Here is a 22,487-nt window from a genome sequence, read left to right as displayed (position 1 = left end):
ACATAAATTCCTTTTATAATAGAAAAAAAGCTTGGCAAGCGCCAAGCTTTCTCCTTATAATTCTTTACCTTCTACTGGCAGTACATTTTTCACAGCTGCAACTACTTTCTCATCTTCTGAATCAGATAAGAAGATTGATATAGCACCTTTATCTTCACTTGTACGAATCAAACGCCCAATTCCTTGACGAAGTCGTAAAATCATATATGGTACATCTACATCCCAGAATGAATCATTTACGTGCTTACGTTTCGCTTCAAACACAGGATCGTTTGGAGGGAATGGTAATGACCAAATAATAACGTGTGATAATGATGAACCAGGAATATCTAAACCTTCCCATAAATGAACCGCACAAAGTACAGTCTCTTCTTCATTTTGGAAACGAGAAACGAGCTGGCTAATTTCCTGATCTCCTTCATATAAGAACGGAACCGACATTTGCTCCTTACTTACATACTCTTTGAACGCTGCAAGCTCTTGCGTTGTACGGAATAATACAAGCGTACGTCCATTTGTTTTTTGTACATTTTCAAGTGTATATTGACACTTTCTTTCCCATTCATTTTCTTTCGTATGCGATAGTAAGTTTACTGCCATTTGCTCTTCGTAATCAAACGGTGAAGCAACTGAGAATGATAAGTAATCTTTTACCCCTAGGCTATTAGCTGTAAACGCGAATGAATCATTGTTCGATAATGTCGCAGAAGAGAAAATATACGGTATTTTCTTCGAGAACACTTTCTCTTGTAATACTTCTTCAACTGCACGCGGCATAATCACTAACGTGAAGGCACCATCACCTTCTTCACCCCAAGTAATTACATTTTTCTCGTGCATGAACAGACGAAGTGAATGTTCTAATACATCTAAATGCTCATCAACAATATTTAAATCATACGTGTTTACTGTATGCATTTCACTTTCGAATACTAATGCATCTCCAACTTCACCAATTTTTGCATAAAGTCGTTTCGCTTCAGCTGTTACTTTTTCTGTCACAGTAATTTCTAAACGATCAGAACCGGCAATTTCTTTTTTGTTTTCTTGTAACACATCAAAGAATCGCTCTGTTTGCCAAATTGTTTCTTCTACTAAATGTGCAAACTCCTCACGAATATCGTTTTGTAGCAATCTCGTTAAAAGTTGCTCCATCATCGTTTGCTTTAAACGGTATGTTAAAGCTTTTTGAGCTGCATATTCTACAAGATGTCCTTCATCGAATACAACGCAGCTACTTTCTGGTAATAACGGAATTTGCCCTTCACGCTTACGAGCATCGTACGTCCAAATATGATCCATATAGAAATCTTGAGAACAAATAATTAAATCTGCTGCTTTACGATAATGTTCACGAGAAAGAGTTTGTCCACAACGATGACGAGAATCACAAGTAAAGCAATCTTGGAAGTAATCCCAATTTACTTTTGACCATTCTTCGTCATTTAAAAGTGGAAATTCTTTTCTGTCACCATAGTGAGTAAAGTTTTGCATCGTACCATGATCGAATACAAACTGTGGTAACTCGTAATATACGTCTTCAATTACTTCTGGAGCTCGTCCACTCATAACATCTTCAAGTTTACGTAAGCATAAATAATTATCCATTGATTTTGCAAGCCTTACATCAACAGATAGCCCTAATGCTTCAGATAACTTAGCGATGTCCCCTTCTTCTTTTACAAGCTGCTCAATTAACGTTTCATCTGCACAAGCAATAATAGCTGGTTTCCCAGTATAACGCGCGTAACAAATTGCATATAGAAGATATACAATTGTTTTCCCTGTTCCTACACCAGCTTCTGCGAACATAACTTTCTTTTCTTGGAAAGCGCGTTCTAACTGAAACGCCATAAAAATTTGTTCATCACGCTCTTCAAAGCCTTTTTCCGGAAGGATGTCGTAAAACACATCTCCAATCCACTCATTCAACTTATCATAAAAATTATCTTGTTTTCCTACTTCAAATGGTAATCTCTTCTCAGTAAACATCCTTAGCCTCCAACCAAAAAGTTTTTCTATAAAAAAATAATAGCAACTGCTACGCATATGTATGCATTTGCTTTCCCCTGTTGCAATACATAGAAATTCACGAAAAAAAATTTTCCTTTCGAAAAAGGAAAATTTTCTTCTATATTAATGACTTTAAATACCGTTTATCAATCGCTGTTTCATGTGAAAGAGCTGACAAATATTCTTCTTGTGCTTTTTGTATTTCATCTACAATCGCACCTTGACTATCCACTTCTTTTCCGAGCTCATCATACGTACGGTGAATAGCTTTTTGAATCATTGATAATTGGAAATTATCCATATCACTTCCTCCTTTACGCATTACATAATAGCCAGTATATGCGCGCTGGAGGAGTTTTATACTATGAATTACGCGGTGGACGTTTTCCGAAGTATTGGTAGTAATCTGTACGGATAAATCCGTTAAATAGTTTACGCTTCTTCGACGCATCTTTTCCGTAACACTTCTCAAATGCTTCGTAGCTTGTTAATACATACGCTGACCATGTATCTAACGGGCGGAATACTTGTCCCATTTCTTTATACAGTTGTTCAACGAGTGCTTTTTCACTTAAACGTTCTCCGTATGGAGGATTCGTTACAACGTAGCCATAATCCTCTTTTGTTGTGAAATCTTTTACTTGCATTTGTTTAAATGTAATTAAATCGCTTAAGCCTACTTCTTCTGCGTTATCTTGAGCAACTCGAATCATACGATGATCAATATCTGATCCAATGATTTGTAAGCGTTGATCATAGTTCGCTAAATCTTCAGCTTCTTGACGAGCTTCACGCCAGTTTTGTTTACCTACCCAGCCCCACTCGTCAGATGCGAAACCACGGTTAAATCCTGGTGCAATGTTTTGTCCAATTAATGCTGCTTCAATCGGAATTGTACCTGATCCACAGAATGGATCAACAAATGGACGATCTGGCTTCCAGTTTGTTAATTTAATTAAAGACGCAGCTAATGTTTCTTTTAACGGAGCTTCCCCTTGATCCATACGGTATCCACGTTTATGAAGTCCAACACCACTCGCATCAATTGTTAATGTTGCAATATCCTTGAGCATTGCAATCTCGATACGGAATAACGGACCATCTTCTTCAAACCAAGTTGTACGTTTATATGTTGTTTTTAATTTTTCAACGACAGCTTTTTTAACGATACGTTGGCAATCCGAAACACTGAATAATTCAGATTTTAAAGATTTACCGATAACAGGGAATTCGCCATTCTCTGGAATATAATCTCCCCAGTTTAATGCTTTCGTTTTTTCAAATAGCTCATCAAATGTTGTTGCTTTAAATTCGCCAACTTTAATTTTTACACGGTCCGCAGTACGCAACCATAAATTCGTACGACAAATCGCCTTTTCATCTGCTTCAAATGTTACTTTGCTGTTTTCTACTTGACATTCATAACCAAGATCGCGAACTTCTCGGGCAACTAACGCTTCAATACCCATTGCCGCTGTTGCAATTAAAGTAACTTTTCCCATTTGCATTCACCTCTTATGTATATTCAAACAATAATTAATAGCAATTGGTCCTATTAATCATTACATTTTACGAAAAATTTTCTCATTAACCATTTTAACTCATACTTTACAACTTCATACAAATAAAAAGCCCTCCTCTAACAAAGGAGAGCTGAGTTATTTCATAGTTGGTTCATAACGTTCTGTAAGCCATGTTCTGTTCCTTTGTACTACAAACGGCCCACGCCTCGTACTCCGGTGGCAATCATCTATCTACAGGTTATAAAACCTGTCCTTTCCCGTCGTTCATTTCCTTGGAAAAGATTCCCCTACCATTATTTGGGTTTCTCGCTCGTGGGGTTTACCTCGTTCCACTCCTATCATTTCTTCAAGGACTTCGTCACTGTGGCACTTTAAAGGTAGTCAAACCATATCCGAAAGGACTTAGGTTTTTTCCCTGCCGTTAAACCAGCCTTACAGCCAGAATACCCTAGCTTATGAATTGGCTAGGCACGAACACTACAGCCATCTCAGGCCGTGCGAGCATGGACTTTCCTCTACAACGTTGGCGTTGCAGCGATTACCCAAACGTTATGACATCCATTAGTATAGTGGAAACAAAAAGATTTTGCAACGTTTTTTTCTATGTAAAACGCTTAAACCTTTTCCCACCTTACATCATTCGTATAACTTACTTCCAAATACAGCTTTTTCTAAGTTAGATAAGCGTTTTAAAATATCCGTATTCGTGTTGTTATAAACCGGTTGTGCAACTGGTGTTTGTACAGGTTGTTGTGGAACTTGCGTTACTGCTAGTTTTTGTTCCTCTAATTCACGCTTTAAACGAGCATTTTGTTGCTTTAATTGCTCAAACTCTTTGTGGAAAGCTTCATAGTCTTTAATGATCATATCAAGAAACTTGTCTACTTCTTCTTGCTGATAACCTCTCATACCTGTTTTAAATTCTTTTTCTAAAATATCTTTCGCTGTTAATTTAATTTTATCCGAAATCATTTTCTTCACCTCAAATTTTTACCAAAACTTTCATTAACTAAATTTTTTCAGAAACAATGCTTTTTGTCAATCATATATACGAGTACTATATTACATATTACTCTGCATTATTCCACTGTTCCTCTTCTATTATATCTTGTAAATCAGAAAAAAGAATGAAATAACTGTGATAATTTTCTATTTCCCCTTTTTTCTTTGCTGCTTCTACAATATATTTGGGACTTCCTGGTTTTTCTTCATCATATACCGCTAAAAGCGCATCACTTTTTTCAATAAAAAATTGATTTTTTAATTTAAATTGTTCTGGGCTTTCATACTTCCTTTTCGTGATACTATCAACATGGTCTGCTTGAGAAAGAATAAATTCGTAATATTCACGATTATCTTCTTTCCAATTTTCTTCTTGTTCTAAAAACGGAGTGAATACCGCTAATTTTAAATCTGGATATTCTACTTGAATTTCAAAAACAACTTCAGCAGCCCATAATTCTACACCTAACTGGCCGCTTATTATAACCCACTCTAAACCATCTTCTACAAAAGTGGTTAATTTACGGTATAATGCCTTTTTTATACACTCCACCCCTGGATGATCATTTTTAAATATTCCAAGTTCAAATGGCTTATATCCTGTTACTGCAATAACTTTCATATCAACACTCCAATTACAAAAAAAGAACTAGCATTTCGCTAGTTCTAACATATCATTTACTTTTTAAACATTCCACCAACGTTTGGTCCAATATTTGGACCGAATGGTGATACGTTTGGTCCAATATTCGGTCCGAATGGTGATACGTTTGGTCCAAACGGAGATACATTTGGTCCTGGACCAAATGGAGATACGTGATGTCCATGATGTCCATGACCACACGGTCCACATCCACCGCCGAATCCTGGGTCGATTGGGTCCACAACATTTACATTTGAATTTGTTTGTGGGAAGAAGTTTTGGTTTTTAATTTGTTGATGATGTACATGTGTTGTATGTGTTGGGAAAATGTGTGGCACCACCGTTGTTGAAAAAGAGTGTGTTACGCATTGTTTTGTCGGATGAACGACAGGAGCAGTTGTACAAATAGGTCCTACAGGCTTATGCCCTCCAAAACAAGGATGACAATGATGCATAGTTTTTTCTCTCCTCTCTCGTTAAAAAAATCTGATTACACTTTACAGTATGAGAAAAGAGAGAAAGCCGATTGTTATATATACCCATTTATTACAAGGAAATTTGTCTAGTCCTTTATTTCATATACAATACTTTCATAGACAACCCTTCAACATTACTTACCAAAGAAGCCTCCAACTTGTTTTACAATACCTGTCACCTGATTCATCGCATTCATCATCTGGCCAGCTGTGTTCATCATTTTATTTACATCATAGTTACCATCTGATGTTTTAAATTGAGAAACAAAACTAGAAAACTGACTTGGCTGTTGTTGCTTTTGTTTACTCTGTGTCGGATACGGTTGTTTTGGTGGATAAAACATCCCTTGTTGATTAGCATAGGGCGCTTGTGGTGGCATATAATATTGTGAATTCATATAAGGCTGCTGCTGTTGTTGATTCATGTATGGTTGCTGAGCTTGTGATTGTTGAGCTTGATTCACATAAGGTTGCTGCTGTTGTGGTTGTTGGGCCTGATTTACATAAGGTTGCTGCTGTTGTTGAGCTTGATTCATAAATGACACTTCAAACGGTTGATAATAATTTTGATTTCCATAATAAGGCTCGAAAGGATACATATTATACCGTAAATATGTATCCGTATTATATTGGTACATATTTTGCTGTGCATATGGATTCGTTTGCTGATATACGTTAGATTGTTGAAACATGCATTCTCTCCTCCTTTACATAAGTTTCTACATATATAATATGTACCTATAAAATAATATGTGTGATGGAGTATCTGTCTATTTTTGTCGGAAGTTTAAATTTTTAAAAAATTAAAAAAGAAAACCCTTCCATGCTATGATAATTAAGAAGAAGATTCTCATAGGGGAGGAATCAACATGGTATTAGGGGATTTAAAACAAGCGTTTTCTCAAAAAAAGGGGTATTGCACAGAGAATGCAAATGAATTATTAGACTTTGCGAGACATTGGTATCTCGAAGGAAAAATATGCATATCAGATTATCGAACATTAATAAAAGAATTAGAAATAAACGGCGCAACAAAACCTACAACAATGACAGAAGCATAAAAATAACAAGAGGGTTCTCCCTCTTGTTATTTACATTGCTCAACTATATTTTGCAAAGTATACGAAACGGCTTGGTGTGTTTCAAAGAATCGTTTACCTTTACCTTTATTTACAAAGCATTGTAACACATTCGTTTGTAAATTATCGTATACTTGATCAATTTGCTGTACATGTATATACTTTGGCTTTTCTTCTTTAATCCACGTATAAGCTAATTCTTTCCACTTCTCTAATTCCTCATCTACCATATCTACAAACGGTTTCATATCCTTATAAAAGTCGTATTCGGTTAGTTCTCTTTTTTTTACATTCGCTTCATTATTATACTGCATGAGTTTTTCTGAAGACTGTATTAATGATTCATTCTTCATTTCTTTCCCACCTTATTATGCACTCACTACGACGTTTTGAAATGTCTTTACCCAATTCCCTTTTTCTTCGTGATGCACTAATTTATTTTCCATATGTTCAATATGCATTTCTGTTATTTCTATCTTATTGCATATTTTTTCACTCGCATCCTTTAATGCATGATTCATTCTAATCCCTATATTCATTTCCAGCAAATCGAGAGAACTTAACATTTGATCCATTTTTTTCATTACATCTTCCTTCTGAACCATCGCCATATACAAAACGCCTCCTTCTTTGCTTTTCCTTTGTCATGTAATTTCGCCGAATGATTCACCACTCCTGCCCACATGACAAAACTAGTTGTTATTCGTCAAAGAAATCATTTCGTATGTCATTTATAGAAATGGTAACAATACAAAAAGGAGGTGTATTACAATGGCAAAGAACAAAAATGAAAAAAAGAAAAACCAAAACAAACAACAAAATAAACCTGAGACTGGCAATCCAAAGCTAGATGGTCCAAACTTCCCTGCTACATAAAGCGAGACTTTATTACGAACAGGTAGATTTCAAATCATCCTTAATCTCCTACTAGCATTACGTTTTGAAATTAAAGTTGTAGCACGCATAGCAGGATTGTTTCAAATTAAGAAGTCCCGTCTTCAAAATGGAAGACGGGACTTCTTTTTTATTATATCATGAACTCATCCATCCTTTTAGCAAAACGATTTACGATAGATAGCCTATAGATTTGTTCTCTCTTTCTTCTATACCATTCTGTTATATTAACTTCCTCTTTAGGTTCTTCAAGTACAAATAGCACATTCATTTTCATATTTGCACAAAACCAATCTCTCATTTTTATTTCTTCATGTAAAATAACAGGATAAATATCTCTAAGTGTTGGCGTATAAGACTTTCGAGTTTCCTGTGCGTAAACTTCATAATCTTCTCTAGACCCAGTATGTGTAGTTTGCAATGCAAACTTATAAAACGAACCATTATAAATTGGATGAAATAATAACCATGCTAATTTTTTTCCTAGTTCTATACGCTGTTGTAACGTTTCAAATTGATAAACCGAAAATCCATACATCCTCCCTTCAATTGTTGGGAAGATAACTGCACTAATATGAAATCTTTCTTGTACTTTAAAAAGTGCAGTATGGAATACATGTTTTTTAAAAAATGTGTTCTCAATGACTGGTTTTTGAATTTTATTTTGTTCATTTATAATAAGCGCTGTCATAAGCCTATTCATATCTCTTCTTTCCCAGAAAAGTAACCATTCTTTTTCCATAAAAATTGATACGCTGAAATATTGCAACAAATGAAAGAGAGGTGCCCGTCTCTTCTTACTTTCCTCATACAATAATAGCTGAGGAAATGCATCTAAGAAAATAATCCAATTAGCTTGTTCGTACAGAAGAAATAAATGTTTTTTTACCGTTTCAGGTAATACAGTGGCATAATATCTCCCTTCTAAATCAGTCATATTCCATCCCGCATTTCTCGAAACCATACTCGCTAAAAAGGCCCACCTGATTTCACTATTTCTTAAATAATATTCGTGATAAGATTGTGTCCGAGAAATATTGTCCACATTAGCTATTTCTGTTTTCTTTTTAATATTGCGAATGATCGCTTTTTCTTTCTCTGTACAAAAATTTTTTTCTCGATTTTGTTTAATTTTCATATAATCATTCCATGTAAACATAAATAAGTCATCATACCTTTCATCAAAAAGGTCACATCTTTTTTCATTTTTTGATATAATCACCTTTGTAAGTAATTCTTAGCAAGTTGGGAGTGGACACACTATGACCATTCGTTACCCAAATGGAAAAAGGTATAATCAAGCTTCACAACCTCAAAAAACACCTATAAAAACACATACTTATAGTAATAGAGGTATGTCCCTTGAAGAGGAATTGAATGAAACAAATCAATATTACTTAACCCATAATATTGCATGTGTACATAAAAAGCCTACACCTCTTCAAATTGTAAAAGTAGATTACCCCGCTCGAAGTGCTGCAGTGGTAAAAGAAGCGTATTTTAAACAACCTTCTACGACAGATTACAACGGTGTATACAAAGGGAAATACATCGATTTTGAAGCAAAGGAAACAAAAAATAAAACTAGTTTCCCACTTCAAAACTTCCACCTTCATCAAATAGAACATATGAAGCAAGTGGTTGCTCATAATGGAATTGCATTTGTCATTATTAAATTTACACTTTTTGATGAATTTTATTTATTAGATGCAAAACATATTATTGCATTTTGGAATCGTCAAAATACAGGTGGACGCAAGTCGATTACGAAAGAAGAAATAGAAGAGCATGGATCCTTATTATCATGCGGTTATCACCCTCGGATTGACTATATCCGTGTACTAGACACGGTTTATTTTTCGTGATAGAGTCATCACTAAGGCTCTTTTTTCGACTTTTGGGGGAGAGAATGAAAGGTAGGAGAAAGTATAATGTCAGATAATTATCGTTCTCGTACAGAACGAAATCATGTAAAAAATCAAGAGAAAAAAACAAATAAAGAAGAAAAACCAAAGAAAAAAGGCTCCTTTTTCAAGAAATTCCTTATAGGTTGTCTACTTCTTGGTATCGTTGGTCTTGTAGCCGGCGTTTCCGCTTTCTTTGTTATGGTAAAGGACGCTCCAAAATTAGATAAATCCAAACTTGTTAATCCTTTATCAACAAAGTTTCTTGATAAAAACGGAAATTTCTTCTATGAATACGGTGCTGAAAAACGAACGCATGTTACTTATGATCAAATTCCAAAAGTAGTTGAAAATGCATTCCTTGCAACTGAGGATTCGCGTTTCTATGATCATAATGGAATTGACTTTAAACGAACTACAAAAGCAGTTATGGAAAATGTCACTGGTGGTTTCGGTTCCCAAGGTGGTAGTACGATTACACAGCAAGTCGTTAAGAACTATTTTCTAACGATGGATAAAACCGCTAAGAGAAAAGTACAAGAATGGTACTTATCTTATAAATTAGAGCAACAATACTCTAAACATGAGATTTTAGAAATGTACTTAAATAAGATTAATTTAGGTAACCGTTCATATGGTATTGCGACAGCAGCGCAAAAATATTATGGTAAAGATTTAAAAGACTTGCAATTACATGAAGCTGCTATGCTCGCTGGTTTACCCCAAGGTCCAAACATTTATGATCCAACAAAAAAGGAAAATGTTGAACGAGCAACAAATCGTCGTAATGTCGTATTATCATTAATGAATCGACATGGTTATATAACAAAAGAAGAAATGAATAACGCCGTTAAGATTCCAGTAACTGAGGGCCTTCAACCGTCTTCAGAAGTAACTGAGATGAAGTATCAAGCATTTTTAGATGCGGTTGTAAAAGAAGTTGAAAAAGAATATCCTGATGTAAATATCGGTTCAGATGGTTTAACGATTCATACAACACTTGATCAAGATGCTCAAGATTACGCCGACAAAATTATGGATGGCAATCTTATTAAGTATCCGGACGATCAATTCCAAGGGTCATTCGTATTTATGGATACACAGTCTGGAGAAGTTCGAGCAATTGGTGCTGGACGTAAAGAAAGTAAGTCTACTTTCAAAGGTCATAATATGGCAACTGATTTAAAACGCCAAGTTGGTTCAACAATGAAACCAATTTTCGACTACGGTCCGGCAATTGAAAATTTACAATGGTCTACATACCATCAATTAAACGACTCAGAGTATACGTATTCCAATGGTAAGAAAATACAAAATGCAACAAAGAGTTACAAAGGTGACGTTTCACTACGTGAAGCTTTGAAAAAGTCATTAAACATTCCAGCTTTAAAGACAGCACAAACAGTTGGTCTTAATAAGTCAAAAGAATTTGCTGAAGGTTTAGGCATGACCTTTAAAGAAGGAAAAGTCTACGAATCAACAGCAATCGGTAGTAACGATAGTTCTCCATTAGAAGTAGCAGGTGCATATGCAACCTTTGGTAATAGTGGTAACTATAATAAACCACACTTCGTAAAAGAAGTAACCTTCCCGGATGGGAAAAAGAAAAGCTTTAAACCGAAAGAACATCGCGCAATGCAAGACTATACAGCTTATATGGTTACTGACGTTCTTCGTGACGTAGTAAAACCTGGTTCTGGTGGTACAGGTCCAACAGCATACGTTTCAGGTGTTGACGTAGCAGGTAAAACAGGAACACAAAACTTTGATGAATCAGTTCTTCAAAAATATGACATCCCAGCTGATGCAAACAGAGATAGCTGGTTTGCTGGATATACGCCACAATACACAATGGCTGTTTGGACCGGTTACGAAAAAGATGGTCCAAAAAATTATGTTAGCGATCGCTCCACTAGAATTGCACAGCAAATGTTCCAAGTAATGATGAGCAAATTCGCTACAGATAAATCACGCTTTGAACGTCCTTCTTCTGTTCAAGAAATAAACGGAGAACTATACGTAAAAGGTGCGAAAAAAGATGCAATTAAACAAATTAAAGTAGATGCCCCTAGTGGTCTGAATGTCACTTTCGATGGCGCTAGCACAGTTACACTAAACTGGTCTGGACCAGCAGAAGTTGATGCATATGCAGCCAGCTATAAAGCAACTGACGGTTCAAGTGGTAGCCTATCAATAAGTGGTACGACAGCTACTCTTGGTGGTATTAAACCAGGTGTTACTTACAGCTTCTCTGTAGTAGCGAAAAAAGGCACTGGCACAAGCCCAGCAGTTGGTGCATCCTTCACTGCGCCTGGCGGAACTCCAGATGCGAAAAAAGCTGAAGAAGAGGCTAAGAAAAAGGCCGATGAAGAAGCTAAGAAAAAAGCTGATGAGGAAGCCCAGAAAAAGGCTAATGAAGATAAAGTAAAACAAGACGAAGCTAAGAAAAAAGCTGAAGAAGAGGCTAAGAAACAACAAGAACAGCAACAGCAACAAGAACAACAACAGCAACAAGAACAACAACGTAAACAGCAAGAAGAAGCTCAAAAGAAAGCTGATGAGGAAGCTAGAAGAAAAGCTGAAGAAGAAGCTAAGAAAAAAGCTGAAGAAGAAGCTAAGAAGAAAGCTGAAGAAGAGGCCAAGAAAAAAGCTGAAGAAGAAGCTAAGAAACAACAAGAACAGCAACATCAAAATACCGGAGGAGATACACCTCACGCAGACGGTACTGTTATTACAACAGAGTCCTAATAAACAAAAAAGAAGTCCGTTTCTCTTAACGAGAAGCGGACTTCTTTTTTGTTATCATTTTCTTTACATATAGCTTTTCTATTTCGATATACAACTGCGCTAATTGAATATAAGAATGATAATTACTCGGTTTCTTTATTATGAATGAATATCTTTCCATAAAATTAACAGGTTGCACTTTTAATTTATTCGTATTTATTTGCATTTCATTCAAACTATGAACAGGTTGCTCATTTAGCCAATAGACAACCGATAACAAGTGAGCTGCAAAAAGAATCATTGGCCCCTCAGCCTCTTGCTTATTTCTATTTCGAAACAGTATAGCAATGTCTTCATGCTTATTTTTCCATACATTCAACATCGCTGGAATACTGTTTTCAATTTCCTTCCATGGCTCATACTGTCTTTCAATATCAAATATAAAGTAAGTATTTTGTATTATTTCTTCAAAAGACTCGTCTGTATGATACTCAATTGAATTTACGCTTTCTTTAAAAAATGGTAAGCAGTGAAATTCTTTCGGTATTTCTATAACTCGCTCCATCCCTTATTTCACCTTCATTCGCTTCTTTCCTTCACGACATACTTCTAACAGTCTGCACTCCTCACATTGCGGTCGTTGTGCTTTACAATGATAACGTCCAAAGAAAATCATACGATGATGCGTAACCCCCCACTCATCCATCGGTACTTTCTTCATTAACGTTTTTTCTACTTCTAACACAGAATCTTTCCATCTACAAATCGCTAATCGTTTACTCACTCGCTCCACATGTGTATCAACAGCAATTGCAGGAATCCCAAACGCTACGGAAACTACAACATTCGCTGTTTTCCTTCCTACACCGGGTAATTTCGTAAGTTCATCTCGATCGCTCGGTACCTCCCCATTATAGTCATCTAATAACATTCGGCATAATTTTTGAATGTTTTTTGCTTTATTTCTATACAATCCGATAGAGCGTATATCTTGTTGTAATTCTTCTAGAGAAACACTTAAATAATCTTCTGGTGTTTTATATTTTTGAAATAAATTTCTTGTCACTTTATTTACAAGTACATCTGTACATTGTGCAGATAACGCCACCGCGATTACAAGTTCAAATGGATTATCATGAACCAATTCACAATGCGCTTCTGGATACATATCCGCCATTGTGTCTAAACAATAACGGATTTGCGTTTTGTTAAGCATATTTCTCCTCCTATATTACTGCTCCAACCAATTATAAAAAGGCACTTTTCCAGTAAATTTCGTCTCTTGTTTTGTCATTTGTTGTGCTCTTTGTTGATTCGCTCTAAATTTTTGACCTTGATTTTGAGCCTGATCTACCGTTTTAATTCCATTCTTTTTCCACTCAAATAAAATACGATCAATATATCGGAAATTTAGTTTCCCACTCATTACAGCTTCTCTAAGAGCTGCTTGAATTAAATTTGGATGATGTTGATCTTGGTCCTCCCACATTCCTAACGTTTCACATTCGAACGGCGAAAGTGGTCTTCCAAATTCTTTTTCAAATACTGTATATAAATTTACTTGCAGCTGTTTTTTTTCTTTTTGCTCTTCCTCTATTGATTCATCCATTAAGAAATGTAATATTTTTTCCCATAACGGTTGTAAAGAATAACTTTCGCACATCATTGCTTCTGATCTTTGTCCACCTTCTAGTGATAAAAAACCTTTTTGAATCAACGCTTGAATTACTTCCATACATTTCATTTCCGTTATCGTCATCCGTTCAGAAATCTCTGAAGGAGTCGGAAACGAATTACCTGATTCTAAAAATGTGTGTACATGAAGTACAACCATAAATTCCGTCTCATTTAAACCTAATTTTTTATAATGCATCATAAGCAATTTTGGAATTGCAATGCTTCCCTGCTCAAACCACTGTAGCATCATTTTCTTTTTCATCACCAAACACCTCGCTCTCTAGTATAACACACCTTTAGCTATTTCTTTTTGCCACAATTCGTCAAAAAAACCTCCCCATCAATAGGGAGGTTTTTTATATTACATGAATGAAATATAAAATTAAGCTTGCACTTTACTTTTCATAAATGTATGGATACGTTCTAATGCTTTCTCTACTTGTTCAAGAGATGTCGCATATGATAAACGAACATTATTTGGAGCACCAAATCCTGTACCTGGTACAAGAGCCACTTTTTCCTCTTCTAATAGAGCCTTTGCCCAATCATCAACTGTTGCATATCCTGATAAAGCTACAGCTTCTTTTACGTTAGGGAATAAGTAAAATGCACCTTGCGGTTTAATACAAGTAAAGCCAGGGATTTGAATTAATTTATCATAAATGATGTTTAATCTCTCTTCAAAGGCTTGACGCATTGTTTCCACAGGTTCTTGTGAGCCTGCATATGCCGCAATTGCGCCGTATTGAGCGATTGAAGTAGGGTTTGACGTACTATGACTCGCTAAGTTCGTCATCGCTTTAATAAGCTGCTTATTTCCTGCTGCATATCCAATACGCCATCCTGTCATAGAATGAGATTTAGATACACCATTAATAATAAGTGTTTGTTCTTTTAATGCATTAGAAAGCTGGGCAATTGATGTATATTCTACGCCACCATAAATTAATTTTTCATAAATTTCATCAGAAACGATTAAAATATCATGTTCTAAACATACTTCTCCAAGCTGTTGTAATTCTTCTTTGCTATAAATCATTCCTGTTGGATTGCTCGGTGAATTAATAATAACTGCTTTCGTTTTCTCTGTAATTGCCTCACGCAGCTGCTTTGCTGTAATTTTGTACTCATTGTCTTCTAAACCTTCTACATAAACCGGCTTACCGCCAGCAAGCTTTACTTGCTCTGGATAGCTTACCCAGTAAGGAGTTGGAATGATAACTTCATCTCCCTCATCAAGTAATACTTGGAATAATGTATATAATGCATGCTTTGCGCCATTACATACAATAATTTCAGATGGATCATACGCAATACCTTGATCGCGAGTAAATTTCTTCACAATTTCTTGTTTTAACGATTGTAATCCACCTGTTGGTGTATACTTCGTATGCCCTTCTAACATCGCTTTATGTGCAGCATCCATAATATGCTCTGGTGTATTAAAGTCAGGTTCCCCTGCCCCTAATCCAATTACATCATGACCCTCTGCTTTTAATGCTTGTGCCTTTGCTGTAATTTCTAAAGTTGAAGACGGTGTTAAAGCAGCTACTCGCTTTGCTAATTTCATTTGTAGTTCCCCCTACATCTATTTTTCAATGCTATATCGTCTTAAAAATTTTCCATCTTTAAATTCAAGATAGTAATAACTATAACGATTGTCATCATCAATATATGTAACTTCCCATAGTGGTACATCATTTTCAAAGCCTAATTTCACTTTCATAATCTCTTTCGGCTTACTTTTTGATTCCTTACTTTCATTGCCGACTTGTTCTAATGTTCTTTGTATAGCCTCTTTTTCAGAAATACCTTCGCTCTTTTTCCTTACTACAGTATCCCCTTTTTTCTCCGGCACCCAAACGATAAGTTGTTCTCCCTTTTCATCTGTACCTTGCACGACTATATATGCAGATTTTCCGTTGTAATAATCAACAGATTTCACCTTTGTAAGCTTTGCTTTTTCTTTAGCAATTTCTACAAATTTCGACTCTTTTGGAATTTTCTTCCCCATTGCTTTATTATAAACATACGCCCCATATATTCCGCTAGCAACGATAACAATAATGATTGCAAAGATCCACTTTTTCATTGTATCACTACGTTCTGTAAATCGTAAATACAGCTGTTTCTTTATCTTTTTCGTCTAATGCTAGTCCGAACATGAGGTCCTGCTCTTTTAACGTACGATTCAAACTATCAACAATTTTATACAAATCAGACGAATATTTAATACGCGTCGTTGATAGTACTTCGATTTTCTTCTCCATGAAAAAACTCCTCCGTTACACAAAAATTTCTAATTATAGAAGAACGCAATGCGGTTACAATAAGAGTACATTCTTTACAACCCCTGCTTCATCACCCATCTATTATAGCAGGACATGTACAGCAAAAAAAGGTTTCAAGTCGAAAACCAACACATTTTGTATACAAGAAGTAAGAAAAATAAAATTCCTCCTACCCACATTTTTTACGCCTGAAGTTTATAAGTATTTCAGGCGTATTTTTCTTCCATTTTTATTCATTTGATGGTTCTTCTAATTGTACTAATAATTCTTCTAATGGTCCTTCATAAAGAGGTACGTTAGGGATCGATTGTAGAAATCGTTTTCCATAGGAAGAACTCGTCAAACGACGATCTAACACTACTACCGTTCCTGTATCTGTATTCGTTCGAATTAAGCGGCCGAATCCTTGTTTGAAACGTAATATTGCTTGTGGCAGCGCTAATTTAGCGAATACATCCTCACCTTGATTTTTTAGCCACTCACCTTTCGCTTCCATCATCGGCTGATGAGGCGGCGTAAATGGTAGACGGACAATAACAAGACAACTTAAGGCATCTCCTGGAATATCTATCCCTTCCCAGAAACTGCTCGTCCCTAATAAAATTGATTTGTCGAACTCTTGAAACTTTCGAATTAAACGGCTTCGACTTCTATTATTCACACTTTGTGTGAGTAATAAATAACCCTCTAATTCATCATTATTTTTTAAATTCGCATACGCTTCTTTTAACATTTCATACGAAGTGAATAAAACAAGCATTCTGCCCTTTGTGGCTTTCGCTATCTTTGCAATATGTTCCGATACAGATTCAATATATCGCTCATTACTTACTTGCTTAATAAAAGGTACATCCGTTGAAACCATTAATTTCATTTGTTCATCATAACGAAATGGCGATGGAACCTTTAAAGTATTTGGAGCGAAATCATGTAAACCAAGTTCCTCTTTTATATAATCAAACGTATCGTTAACTGTTAGTGTTGCGGATGTAAAAATAACACTCTTTTTTTCTGTTAAAAATTCATCAGCAAATCTTTCACCAATATGAACAGGCTGTGCATATAGAACTGTTGAATGAATCGTCCCTTTCGTTTCAGTCTCCATCCAAGTTACATACGAATTCTTTTCTAATACGAGTAACTGTAATGATTCTGCCATCTTTCTCAGCAACTCAATTAAATGCATAAATTCACCTGTTACAACATGCATCTCCCATTCTAACTTACTTTGTAATATATCCACTTGCTTCTCAAGAGCAGTTACTACCCTTCTTAATTCATATATAAAACGATTTGTTAATTCAACGATACTATCCCACAACTTACCTTTTTCTAGTTCTGCGTTATACCTATAGATGAGCGGCATATTATTCGTTCCTTGTTCTTGCTTTGTTTGTTTAAATATAAAAGTACGTAACATTTGGAAGAGTTCATCCGCATCAAACTTAAGTTCCTTCAAACTATAACTTATCATACGGAAAGTTGAACGAGATGCTTGCTCTGATTTTTTCATCATTTTATATACTTTGGAGAGTACATCTTCTGTTTCTAGCGTCCCAAGACGAGATATAACCAATTGAAAATACATACAAGAGAACTGTTCACCCAATGTTCTACTCGCAGCTTCTTCAATATGGTGAGCTTCATCAAAAATAATATGTTCGCATGAAGCAAACAGCGGTTCTTCACTTGAAAAATCTTGAAATAATAACGCATGATTTGTGATAACGATATCTGCAAATAAAGCTTTATTCTTCGCTCGCTGGTAAAAACAACGACTAAACCAATTACTTTGCATACCGCCTGGACTATACGCATCACTACAAATACGATTCCAAAGTAACTTTCCGCCCTCAGGAATATTTAATTCGTCTTGATCACCCGTTTCAGTTTGCAATAGCCAAACTAAAATCTTCGCCTTCGTAAGTGCCATATCATAATTTTTTTCTTCCTCTTGTAAAGCATACTCAAATTTGTGTAAGCAAAGATAATGCTTTCTTCCTTTAAGAAGAGCTACCTCAAATGAAAATGGCATTATTTTTTGTAATAACGGTATTTCTTTTTCTAATATTTGTTGTTGGAGTTGTACCGTTTGTGTACTTATAATGACAGGTTCTTCTTTTCTCTTTGCAAAATAAAGACTAGGAAGCAAATATGCAAGAGTCTTTCCTGTTCCTGTACCGGCTTCAATTAGTGAAAAACGAGAGTCTCTTAACGCCGTATATATCTCTTTCATCATCAGTTGTTGACTTTCTCTTCTTTCAAACTTTGGCATATGTGATTCCAATTTATCCATCGTTTTATTCAAGAAAGCATCAAACTTTGATGAACACGTTTCTCCAAGGTTTAAGGAATAGTTCCGCTTTTTCAGCGCAATATTTCGATGTATTTCATACTCCGCTATATCTTCTTTACCATTCATTACTTTCTTTAAAATATTTTCAGAAAGCACATCAGCTATATCACTTTGGAACACATCGCTTAATTCATAAAGTGATTGCAACGTGACAAGTGGTAACTTTTCAATTTCATTTAAAAATTGTAAAAATAATTCCGCTGTTGCAAGAGCATCACTATCCGCACGATGTGGTTGATCATGTTCTAGTTCATGCTTCTTAGCTAAATCACGTAATTTATAACTATCAGCTGTCGGCAAAAGAATTTGAGCCAATTCAACCGTGTCGATTTTAGGACAATGTATTTCTGTATATCCAGCCTGTCTTAATTCTTCATTTAAAAAATTCCAATCAAAGTGAACATTATGCGCAACGAAAGCCGCACCTTGTAATAGCTCAACAATCATCGGGGCTACATCTTGAAATAACGGGGCTTGTTTTACAAGACTTTCATCAATCCCTGTTAATTCTGTAATAAATGGTGGGATCTCTCTCTTTGGGTTAACAAAAGACGAAAAAATCTCCAATATCTCTCCATCTTCTACTACAACAGCTGCAATTTGGGTAATTTTATCCTTCCCATCTTTCCAGGAGTTCCCTGTCGTCTCTAAATCAACAACGACATAACGCTTACTCATATATGTAACACCTCAATTTCTTACCTTTCAAACAACAATAATTTATATAATGTTACTATACCACGTTTTATCTCATCTTAATGAAAAGATGCACAAAAAAGCTATCTCCGCAATGGAGATAGCCTTTCTACTTATAATATCGTACCCGCTTTTTCAGCACCTAACATTTCAATAATTTGATTATTATCGTCTAGTACTGCAATTTTGGGTTCTTGTTTATGAACCTCTTCTTCCGTAACTAGCCCATAACAAATAATAATTACTTTGTCCCCTGGTTGTACAAGCCTTGCCGCAGCACCGTTTAAACAAACAACACCACTACCGCGTTCCCCTTTAATAACGTATGTCTCTAAACGAGCACCATTATTATTATTTACAATTTGGACTTTTTCGTTTTCTACAATATTTACTGCATCCATTAAATCTTCATCAATTGTAATACTACCTACATAATTTAAATTTGCCTCCGTTACAGTTGCACGATGTAACTTTGCTCTCATCATTGTGCGAAACATAGGTGCTCCCCCTTATTTAACCGTTAATGTTATATTGTCAATTAATCTTACATTTTCAAACTTAACTGCAATAGCTAAAATGATTCGTCCTTCGACTTTCTCTACCATTGTTAATGACGGATATGCATATAAATCCGCATAATCTACAGTGCCTTTCGTATGCGTCTCAATATACTCTTTCACAAGATTTGTAATGATTTCCGGATTACGTTCACCTACCTTAATTCTTTCTTTCGCTATACATAGGCTGCGGTATAAATGAAGAGCCTCTTCACGTTCATCTTGTGATAGGTACACGTTACGAGAACTTTTCGCTAATCCATCTTCTTCCCTTACAATATCAACTGGTACGATTGTAACCGGAATATTGAAATCAGTTACAAATCCTTCAATTACTGCAACTTGTTGAGCATCTTTCATACCGAAATAAGCACGCGTTGGCAGCGTAATATTAAATAGTTTCATTAGTACAGTTGCAACACCAGCAAAATGACCAGGTCTTTGTTGACCGCATAATACGTCCGTGCGCTTCACAACTTCTACTGTTGTTGTTTGTTCTGCTGGATACATTTCTTCTACACTCGGATAAAACAAATAATCTACACCGTTTTCTTTTGCTACATTTTCATCTCTATTAATATCACGAGGATATCGATCTAAATCTTCATTTGGGCCAAATTGCAGCGGGTTTACAAATACACTTAAAACTACAATTTCATTTTCTTCTCTTGCCTTACGTAATAAGGTAGCATGCCCTTCATGTAAATAACCCATCGTTGGAACAAAACCAATACTCTTTCCACTTGCACGAAGTTCGTTTGTAATTTGCTGCATCTCTTGCACTGTAGTTACGATTTTCATTATTGTGTTCCTCCGTATAACGCTAAGCATTCTTCCTCTTTCATTGTGAACGAATGTTTTTCTTCAGGAAATTGCCTTGTCTTTACTTCAGTAACATATTGTGAAATCCCACGCACAATCTCCTCTTGAACAGATATATATTGCTTCACAAATTTCGGCACACGATTCACGCCGTATGAGATAAGATCATGATAAACAAGCACTTGCCCATCTACTTTTTGTCCTGCACCAATCCCAATTGTCGGTATTGTTAGTTGCTCTGAAATAAGTTCTGCTAACTGCATTGGTACACATTCTAACACAAGCGCTATTGCACCAGCTTCTTCACATTTCTTTGCATCTTCTATTAATTTCTTTGCACTCTCCGCATCTTTTCCTTGCACTTTATATCCACCCAACACTCCTACAGATTGAGGGGTTAAACCTAAATGCGCTACAACAGGAATTCCTGCGTTCGTCAAATATTGAATCGTTGATATAACTTCTCCAGCACCTTCTACCTTCAGTGCATGCGCCCCGCTCTCTTGAACGATGCGGCGTGCATTCACCATCGTTTCTTGTAATGATACGTGATACGACATAAATGGCATATCAGTTACAATAAACGTCTCTTTCGCTCCACGGCGTACAGCTTTCGTATGATGAATCATATCCTCTACTGTTACAGGTACTGTTGAATCGTATCCGAGTACAACCATTCCAAGAGAATCTCCAACTAAAATCATATCAACTTCAGCTTCTTCTGCTAATTTAGCAGATGGATAATCATACGCCGTTAGCATTGTAATCGGCTCACCTTGCTCTTTCATCTTCAAAAAATCTGTTTTTGTTTTCAAAAACTACTCCTCCTTTATGCAGGAGAGAGGAGATGGCCGCAATCATATAAAAAACCCTCTGGCCATAAAAGGGCAGAAGGGTTGTGTGTTAGTCGGCATTATTCATCCCTCTGTCCCAGTCCGTTATTGGATCAAGGCAGAATCCAAGTTATTATTTTTCGTATTACTTCGAATCATGGTGCAGTTCGCTCTGATACTACCCACATTCGAACTAATTATAGCAAACTACAAAAGGGAATTACTACATTTTTTTGAAAAAATAATTTTTTATTCTGATTACGGTATATGAAATTTAATAAGAGAGTATATATGCTAGAAAGTGAAACTTTAATCAGCCCGATCCCCACCTAACTTCTTTGCTTCCGCTGAATTTTGAGGTGGAGGTCTTACTGCCCGGTAAATAGCGGGATAAAGTTTTTATAGATAATTCAATCCTGAAAAGATACATGTTTTTTCAACGCATGTTAAAAAATTCCAAGTTAATTTCTTCTGTAATCAATTTAACTGTATAGTATAACTCTTAAACTAATGATGCAGGTTAATTGAGGAAAAGTACTTAACAAAGGAGAATTGCAGATGTCTATGAACAGGTGGTTATTTCGATTCAGCAGTTTGCTTGTAATGATTGTATGGTGGATGTCTTTAGGATCCTTTCATGTATTTGCCTCAGTTAATGTCGTAACACAACCCACCGATGTAATGAACGTGATTGAGGTTGAACTAAATGATGATTACTTTAATCCAAATGTCATCACGATTCCGCTTGAAGGATCAACAACATTACTATTGAAAAATAAAGGTAAAAACGAGCACACCTTTACAGTGAAAAAACTCGGCATTGACGTCGTAGTTGAGTCAGGAAAAGAAAAGAATATTACCGTGAAACCTAAAAATGCTGGTACATATGAATTAATATGTCGATACCATCTCCTTAAAGGAATGGAAGGCAAAGTAATCGTCAAATAACATGCCAGGCCAACTAGACGGAAGATATCTTGAAATGAACTTTAAA

The 22,487-nt window shown here is 35.8% G+C and carries 25 protein-coding genes and 1 other RNA gene; 5 read left to right on the top strand and 21 right to left on the bottom strand.

Annotated features, from left to right (window positions below):
* Positions 1–54: 54 nt before the first annotated feature.
* The 8 genes from OXT04_RS01255 to OXT04_RS01220 form a co-directional block, all read right to left on the bottom strand.
* The gene (locus OXT04_RS01255; protein WP_098256732.1) at positions 55–1,992 is read right to left on the bottom strand and encodes an ATP-dependent DNA helicase; all 1,938 of its coding nucleotides are present in this window, start codon (positions 1,990–1,992) and stop codon (positions 55–57) included.
* Between the two features lie 139 nt (positions 1,993–2,131).
* Entirely contained in the window at positions 2,132–2,314 is a 183-nt protein-coding gene (locus tag OXT04_RS01250) for a DUF3921 domain-containing protein (protein WP_000368570.1), read from the bottom strand.
* Positions 2,315–2,375: 61 nt separating this feature from the next.
* Positions 2,376–3,515: a THUMP domain-containing class I SAM-dependent RNA methyltransferase gene (locus OXT04_RS01245; protein ID WP_000521227.1), complete on the bottom strand. Its 1,140-nt coding sequence runs from the start codon at positions 3,513–3,515 to the stop codon at positions 2,376–2,378.
* A gap of 180 nt (positions 3,516–3,695) precedes the next feature.
* Positions 3,696–4,086: RNase P RNA component class B (gene rnpB, locus OXT04_RS01240), an RNA gene on the bottom strand.
* 86 nt (positions 4,087–4,172) lie between these two features.
* On the bottom strand, positions 4,173–4,508 hold the full coding sequence (gpsB, locus tag OXT04_RS01235) for a cell division regulator GpsB (protein ID WP_000622431.1): 336 nt from the start codon (positions 4,506–4,508) through the stop codon (positions 4,173–4,175).
* A 97-nt stretch (positions 4,509–4,605) separates the two neighbouring features.
* The gene (locus OXT04_RS01230; RefSeq protein WP_000862925.1) at positions 4,606–5,160 is read right to left on the bottom strand and encodes an SLOG family protein; all 555 of its coding nucleotides are present in this window, start codon (positions 5,158–5,160) and stop codon (positions 4,606–4,608) included.
* A gap of 56 nt (positions 5,161–5,216) precedes the next feature.
* Positions 5,217–5,636 carry a spore coat protein gene (locus OXT04_RS01225; protein WP_078993573.1) on the bottom strand — a complete coding sequence of 140 codons (420 nt, stop codon included), beginning with the start codon at positions 5,634–5,636 and terminating at the stop codon, positions 5,217–5,219.
* A gap of 155 nt (positions 5,637–5,791) precedes the next feature.
* Positions 5,792–6,349, bottom strand: a complete 558-nt coding sequence (locus OXT04_RS01220) for a YppG family protein (RefSeq protein WP_065228538.1) — start codon at positions 6,347–6,349, stop codon at positions 5,792–5,794.
* A gap of 177 nt (positions 6,350–6,526) precedes the next feature.
* Between OXT04_RS01220 and OXT04_RS01215 the strand changes: the two genes are divergently transcribed.
* Positions 6,527–6,718 carry a YppF family protein gene (locus OXT04_RS01215; protein WP_000242652.1) on the top strand — a complete coding sequence of 64 codons (192 nt, stop codon included), beginning with the start codon at positions 6,527–6,529 and terminating at the stop codon, positions 6,716–6,718.
* Positions 6,719–6,744: 26 nt separating this feature from the next.
* On the opposite strand, the gene OXT04_RS01210 is transcribed toward OXT04_RS01215, so the two are convergent.
* Together OXT04_RS01210 and OXT04_RS01205 are read right to left on the bottom strand one after the other, a co-directional pair.
* Positions 6,745–7,089, bottom strand: coding sequence for a YppE family protein (locus OXT04_RS01210; RefSeq protein ID WP_000787408.1), 345 nt, complete (start codon positions 7,087–7,089; stop codon positions 6,745–6,747).
* A 15-nt stretch (positions 7,090–7,104) separates the two neighbouring features.
* A complete protein-coding gene (locus OXT04_RS01205) occupies positions 7,105–7,347 on the bottom strand; it encodes a hypothetical protein (protein WP_001252036.1) in 243 nt (80 codons plus the stop codon).
* An 85-nt stretch (positions 7,348–7,432) separates the two neighbouring features.
* On the opposite strand from OXT04_RS01205, the gene OXT04_RS29745 reads away from it, so the two are divergent.
* Positions 7,433–7,612 carry a hypothetical protein gene (locus OXT04_RS29745; RefSeq protein ID WP_001987054.1) on the top strand — a complete coding sequence of 60 codons (180 nt, stop codon included), beginning with the start codon at positions 7,433–7,435 and terminating at the stop codon, positions 7,610–7,612.
* Between the two features lie 151 nt (positions 7,613–7,763).
* Here the strand turns inward: OXT04_RS29745 and OXT04_RS01200 are convergent, their stop codons facing one another.
* On the bottom strand, positions 7,764–8,789 hold the full coding sequence (locus OXT04_RS01200; RefSeq protein WP_000495657.1) for a DUF2515 domain-containing protein: 1,026 nt from the start codon (positions 8,787–8,789) through the stop codon (positions 7,764–7,766).
* A 103-nt stretch (positions 8,790–8,892) separates the two neighbouring features.
* Between OXT04_RS01200 and recU the strand changes: the two genes are divergently transcribed.
* Both recU and OXT04_RS01190 read left to right on the top strand, forming a co-directional pair.
* Entirely contained in the window at positions 8,893–9,495 is a 603-nt protein-coding gene (recU, locus tag OXT04_RS01195) for a Holliday junction resolvase RecU (RefSeq protein ID WP_000155599.1), read from the top strand.
* A 66-nt stretch (positions 9,496–9,561) separates the two neighbouring features.
* A complete protein-coding gene (locus OXT04_RS01190; RefSeq protein WP_098256731.1) occupies positions 9,562–12,282 on the top strand; it encodes a PBP1A family penicillin-binding protein in 2,721 nt (906 codons plus the stop codon).
* A gap of 25 nt (positions 12,283–12,307) precedes the next feature.
* Here OXT04_RS01190 and OXT04_RS01185 read toward each other — a convergent pair whose 3' ends face one another.
* The 10 genes from OXT04_RS01185 to panB all read right to left on the bottom strand — a co-directional run bounded on the left by OXT04_RS01185 (position 12,308) and on the right by panB (position 21,475).
* On the bottom strand, positions 12,308–12,826 hold the full coding sequence (locus OXT04_RS01185) for a YpoC family protein (RefSeq protein WP_029441862.1): 519 nt from the start codon (positions 12,824–12,826) through the stop codon (positions 12,308–12,310).
* Between the two features lie 3 nt (positions 12,827–12,829).
* Positions 12,830–13,477, bottom strand: coding sequence for an endonuclease III (nth, locus tag OXT04_RS01180; protein ID WP_000933035.1), 648 nt, complete (start codon positions 13,475–13,477; stop codon positions 12,830–12,832).
* 15 nt (positions 13,478–13,492) lie between these two features.
* Complete coding sequence (gene dnaD, locus OXT04_RS01175) at positions 13,493–14,200, bottom strand: DNA replication protein DnaD (RefSeq protein WP_000728542.1); 708 nt, start codon at positions 14,198–14,200, stop codon at positions 13,493–13,495.
* 120 nt (positions 14,201–14,320) lie between these two features.
* Positions 14,321–15,508, bottom strand: coding sequence for an aspartate transaminase AspB (aspB, locus tag OXT04_RS01170; protein ID WP_000761571.1), 1,188 nt, complete (start codon positions 15,506–15,508; stop codon positions 14,321–14,323).
* An 18-nt stretch (positions 15,509–15,526) separates the two neighbouring features.
* A complete protein-coding gene (locus OXT04_RS01165) occupies positions 15,527–16,030 on the bottom strand; it encodes a cell wall elongation regulator TseB-like domain-containing protein (RefSeq protein ID WP_000758740.1) in 504 nt (167 codons plus the stop codon).
* 7 nt (positions 16,031–16,037) lie between these two features.
* On the bottom strand, positions 16,038–16,208 hold the full coding sequence (locus OXT04_RS01160) for a YpmA family protein (protein WP_000412179.1): 171 nt from the start codon (positions 16,206–16,208) through the stop codon (positions 16,038–16,040).
* Between the two features lie 250 nt (positions 16,209–16,458).
* Positions 16,459–19,263, bottom strand: coding sequence for an ATP-dependent DNA helicase DinG (dinG, locus tag OXT04_RS01155; RefSeq protein WP_000044967.1), 2,805 nt, complete (start codon positions 19,261–19,263; stop codon positions 16,459–16,461).
* Between the two features lie 131 nt (positions 19,264–19,394).
* Entirely contained in the window at positions 19,395–19,778 is a 384-nt protein-coding gene (panD, locus tag OXT04_RS01150) for an aspartate 1-decarboxylase (protein ID WP_000490186.1), read from the bottom strand.
* Between the two features lie 12 nt (positions 19,779–19,790).
* Positions 19,791–20,639, bottom strand: coding sequence for a pantoate--beta-alanine ligase (gene panC, locus OXT04_RS01145; RefSeq protein WP_097919838.1), 849 nt, complete (start codon positions 20,637–20,639; stop codon positions 19,791–19,793).
* Complete coding sequence (gene panB / locus OXT04_RS01140) at positions 20,639–21,475, bottom strand: 3-methyl-2-oxobutanoate hydroxymethyltransferase (RefSeq protein ID WP_098256730.1); 837 nt, start codon at positions 21,473–21,475, stop codon at positions 20,639–20,641. Before panB ends, panC begins: the two co-directional genes overlap by 1 nt.
* Positions 21,476–22,051: 576 nt before the next feature.
* On the opposite strand from panB, the gene OXT04_RS01135 reads away from it, so the two are divergent.
* The gene (locus OXT04_RS01135) at positions 22,052–22,441 is read left to right on the top strand and encodes a cupredoxin domain-containing protein (RefSeq protein ID WP_098256729.1); all 390 of its coding nucleotides are present in this window, start codon (positions 22,052–22,054) and stop codon (positions 22,439–22,441) included.
* The last annotated feature ends 46 nt before the right edge of the window (positions 22,442–22,487 follow it).

The sequence above is a fragment of the Bacillus sp. GC_Bacil_1 genome (assembly GCF_026540675.1).
Classification (GTDB): Bacteria; Bacillota; Bacilli; order Bacillales; family Bacillaceae_G; genus Bacillus_A; species Bacillus_A cereus.
The sequence above is the reverse complement of the archived record's forward strand: the minus strand, read 5'-3'. Positions and strand labels throughout refer to the sequence as shown.

What these genes read in the sequence shown, in the direction of transcription:
- OXT04_RS01255 (WP_098256732.1), bottom strand. Translation starts at nt 1,992, where the DNA reads ATGTTTACTGAGAAGAGATTACCATTTGAAGTAGGAAAACAAGATAAT.
- OXT04_RS01250 (WP_000368570.1), bottom strand. Translation starts at nt 2,314, where the DNA reads ATGGATAATTTCCAATTATCAATGATTCAAAAAGCTATTCACCGTACG.
- OXT04_RS01245 (WP_000521227.1), bottom strand. Translation starts at nt 3,515, where the DNA reads ATGGGAAAAGTTACTTTAATTGCAACAGCGGCAATGGGTATTGAAGCG.
- gpsB (WP_000622431.1), bottom strand. Translation starts at nt 4,508, where the DNA reads ATGATTTCGGATAAAATTAAATTAACAGCGAAAGATATTTTAGAAAAA.
- OXT04_RS01230 (WP_000862925.1), bottom strand. Translation starts at nt 5,160, where the DNA reads ATGAAAGTTATTGCAGTAACAGGATATAAGCCATTTGAACTTGGAATA.
- OXT04_RS01225 (WP_078993573.1), bottom strand. Translation starts at nt 5,636, where the DNA reads ATGCATCATTGTCATCCTTGTTTTGGAGGGCATAAGCCTGTAGGACCT.
- OXT04_RS01220 (WP_065228538.1), bottom strand. Translation starts at nt 6,349, where the DNA reads ATGTTTCAACAATCTAACGTATATCAGCAAACGAATCCATATGCACAG.
- OXT04_RS01215 (WP_000242652.1), top strand. Translation starts at nt 6,527, where the DNA reads ATGGTATTAGGGGATTTAAAACAAGCGTTTTCTCAAAAAAAGGGGTAT.
- OXT04_RS01210 (WP_000787408.1), bottom strand. Translation starts at nt 7,089, where the DNA reads ATGAAGAATGAATCATTAATACAGTCTTCAGAAAAACTCATGCAGTAT.
- OXT04_RS01205 (WP_001252036.1), bottom strand. Translation starts at nt 7,347, where the DNA reads ATGGCGATGGTTCAGAAGGAAGATGTAATGAAAAAAATGGATCAAATG.
- OXT04_RS01200 (WP_000495657.1), bottom strand. Translation starts at nt 8,789, where the DNA reads ATGTTTACATGGAATGATTATATGAAAATTAAACAAAATCGAGAAAAA.
- recU (WP_000155599.1), top strand. Translation starts at nt 8,893, where the DNA reads ATGACCATTCGTTACCCAAATGGAAAAAGGTATAATCAAGCTTCACAA.
- OXT04_RS01190 (WP_098256731.1), top strand. Translation starts at nt 9,562, where the DNA reads ATGTCAGATAATTATCGTTCTCGTACAGAACGAAATCATGTAAAAAAT.
- OXT04_RS01185 (WP_029441862.1), bottom strand. Translation starts at nt 12,826, where the DNA reads ATGGAGCGAGTTATAGAAATACCGAAAGAATTTCACTGCTTACCATTT.
- nth (WP_000933035.1), bottom strand. Translation starts at nt 13,477, where the DNA reads ATGCTTAACAAAACGCAAATCCGTTATTGTTTAGACACAATGGCGGAT.
- dnaD (WP_000728542.1), bottom strand. Translation starts at nt 14,200, where the DNA reads ATGAAAAAGAAAATGATGCTACAGTGGTTTGAGCAGGGAAGCATTGCA.
- aspB (WP_000761571.1), bottom strand. Translation starts at nt 15,508, where the DNA reads ATGAAATTAGCAAAGCGAGTAGCTGCTTTAACACCGTCTTCAACTTTA.
- OXT04_RS01165 (WP_000758740.1), bottom strand. Translation starts at nt 16,030, where the DNA reads ATGAAAAAGTGGATCTTTGCAATCATTATTGTTATCGTTGCTAGCGGA.
- OXT04_RS01160 (WP_000412179.1), bottom strand. Translation starts at nt 16,208, where the DNA reads ATGGAGAAGAAAATCGAAGTACTATCAACGACGCGTATTAAATATTCG.
- dinG (WP_000044967.1), bottom strand. Translation starts at nt 19,263, where the DNA reads ATGAGTAAGCGTTATGTCGTTGTTGATTTAGAGACGACAGGGAACTCC.
- panD (WP_000490186.1), bottom strand. Translation starts at nt 19,778, where the DNA reads ATGTTTCGCACAATGATGAGAGCAAAGTTACATCGTGCAACTGTAACG.
- panC (WP_097919838.1), bottom strand. Translation starts at nt 20,639, where the DNA reads ATGAAAATCGTAACTACAGTGCAAGAGATGCAGCAAATTACAAACGAA.
- OXT04_RS01135 (WP_098256729.1), top strand. Translation starts at nt 22,052, where the DNA reads ATGTCTATGAACAGGTGGTTATTTCGATTCAGCAGTTTGCTTGTAATG.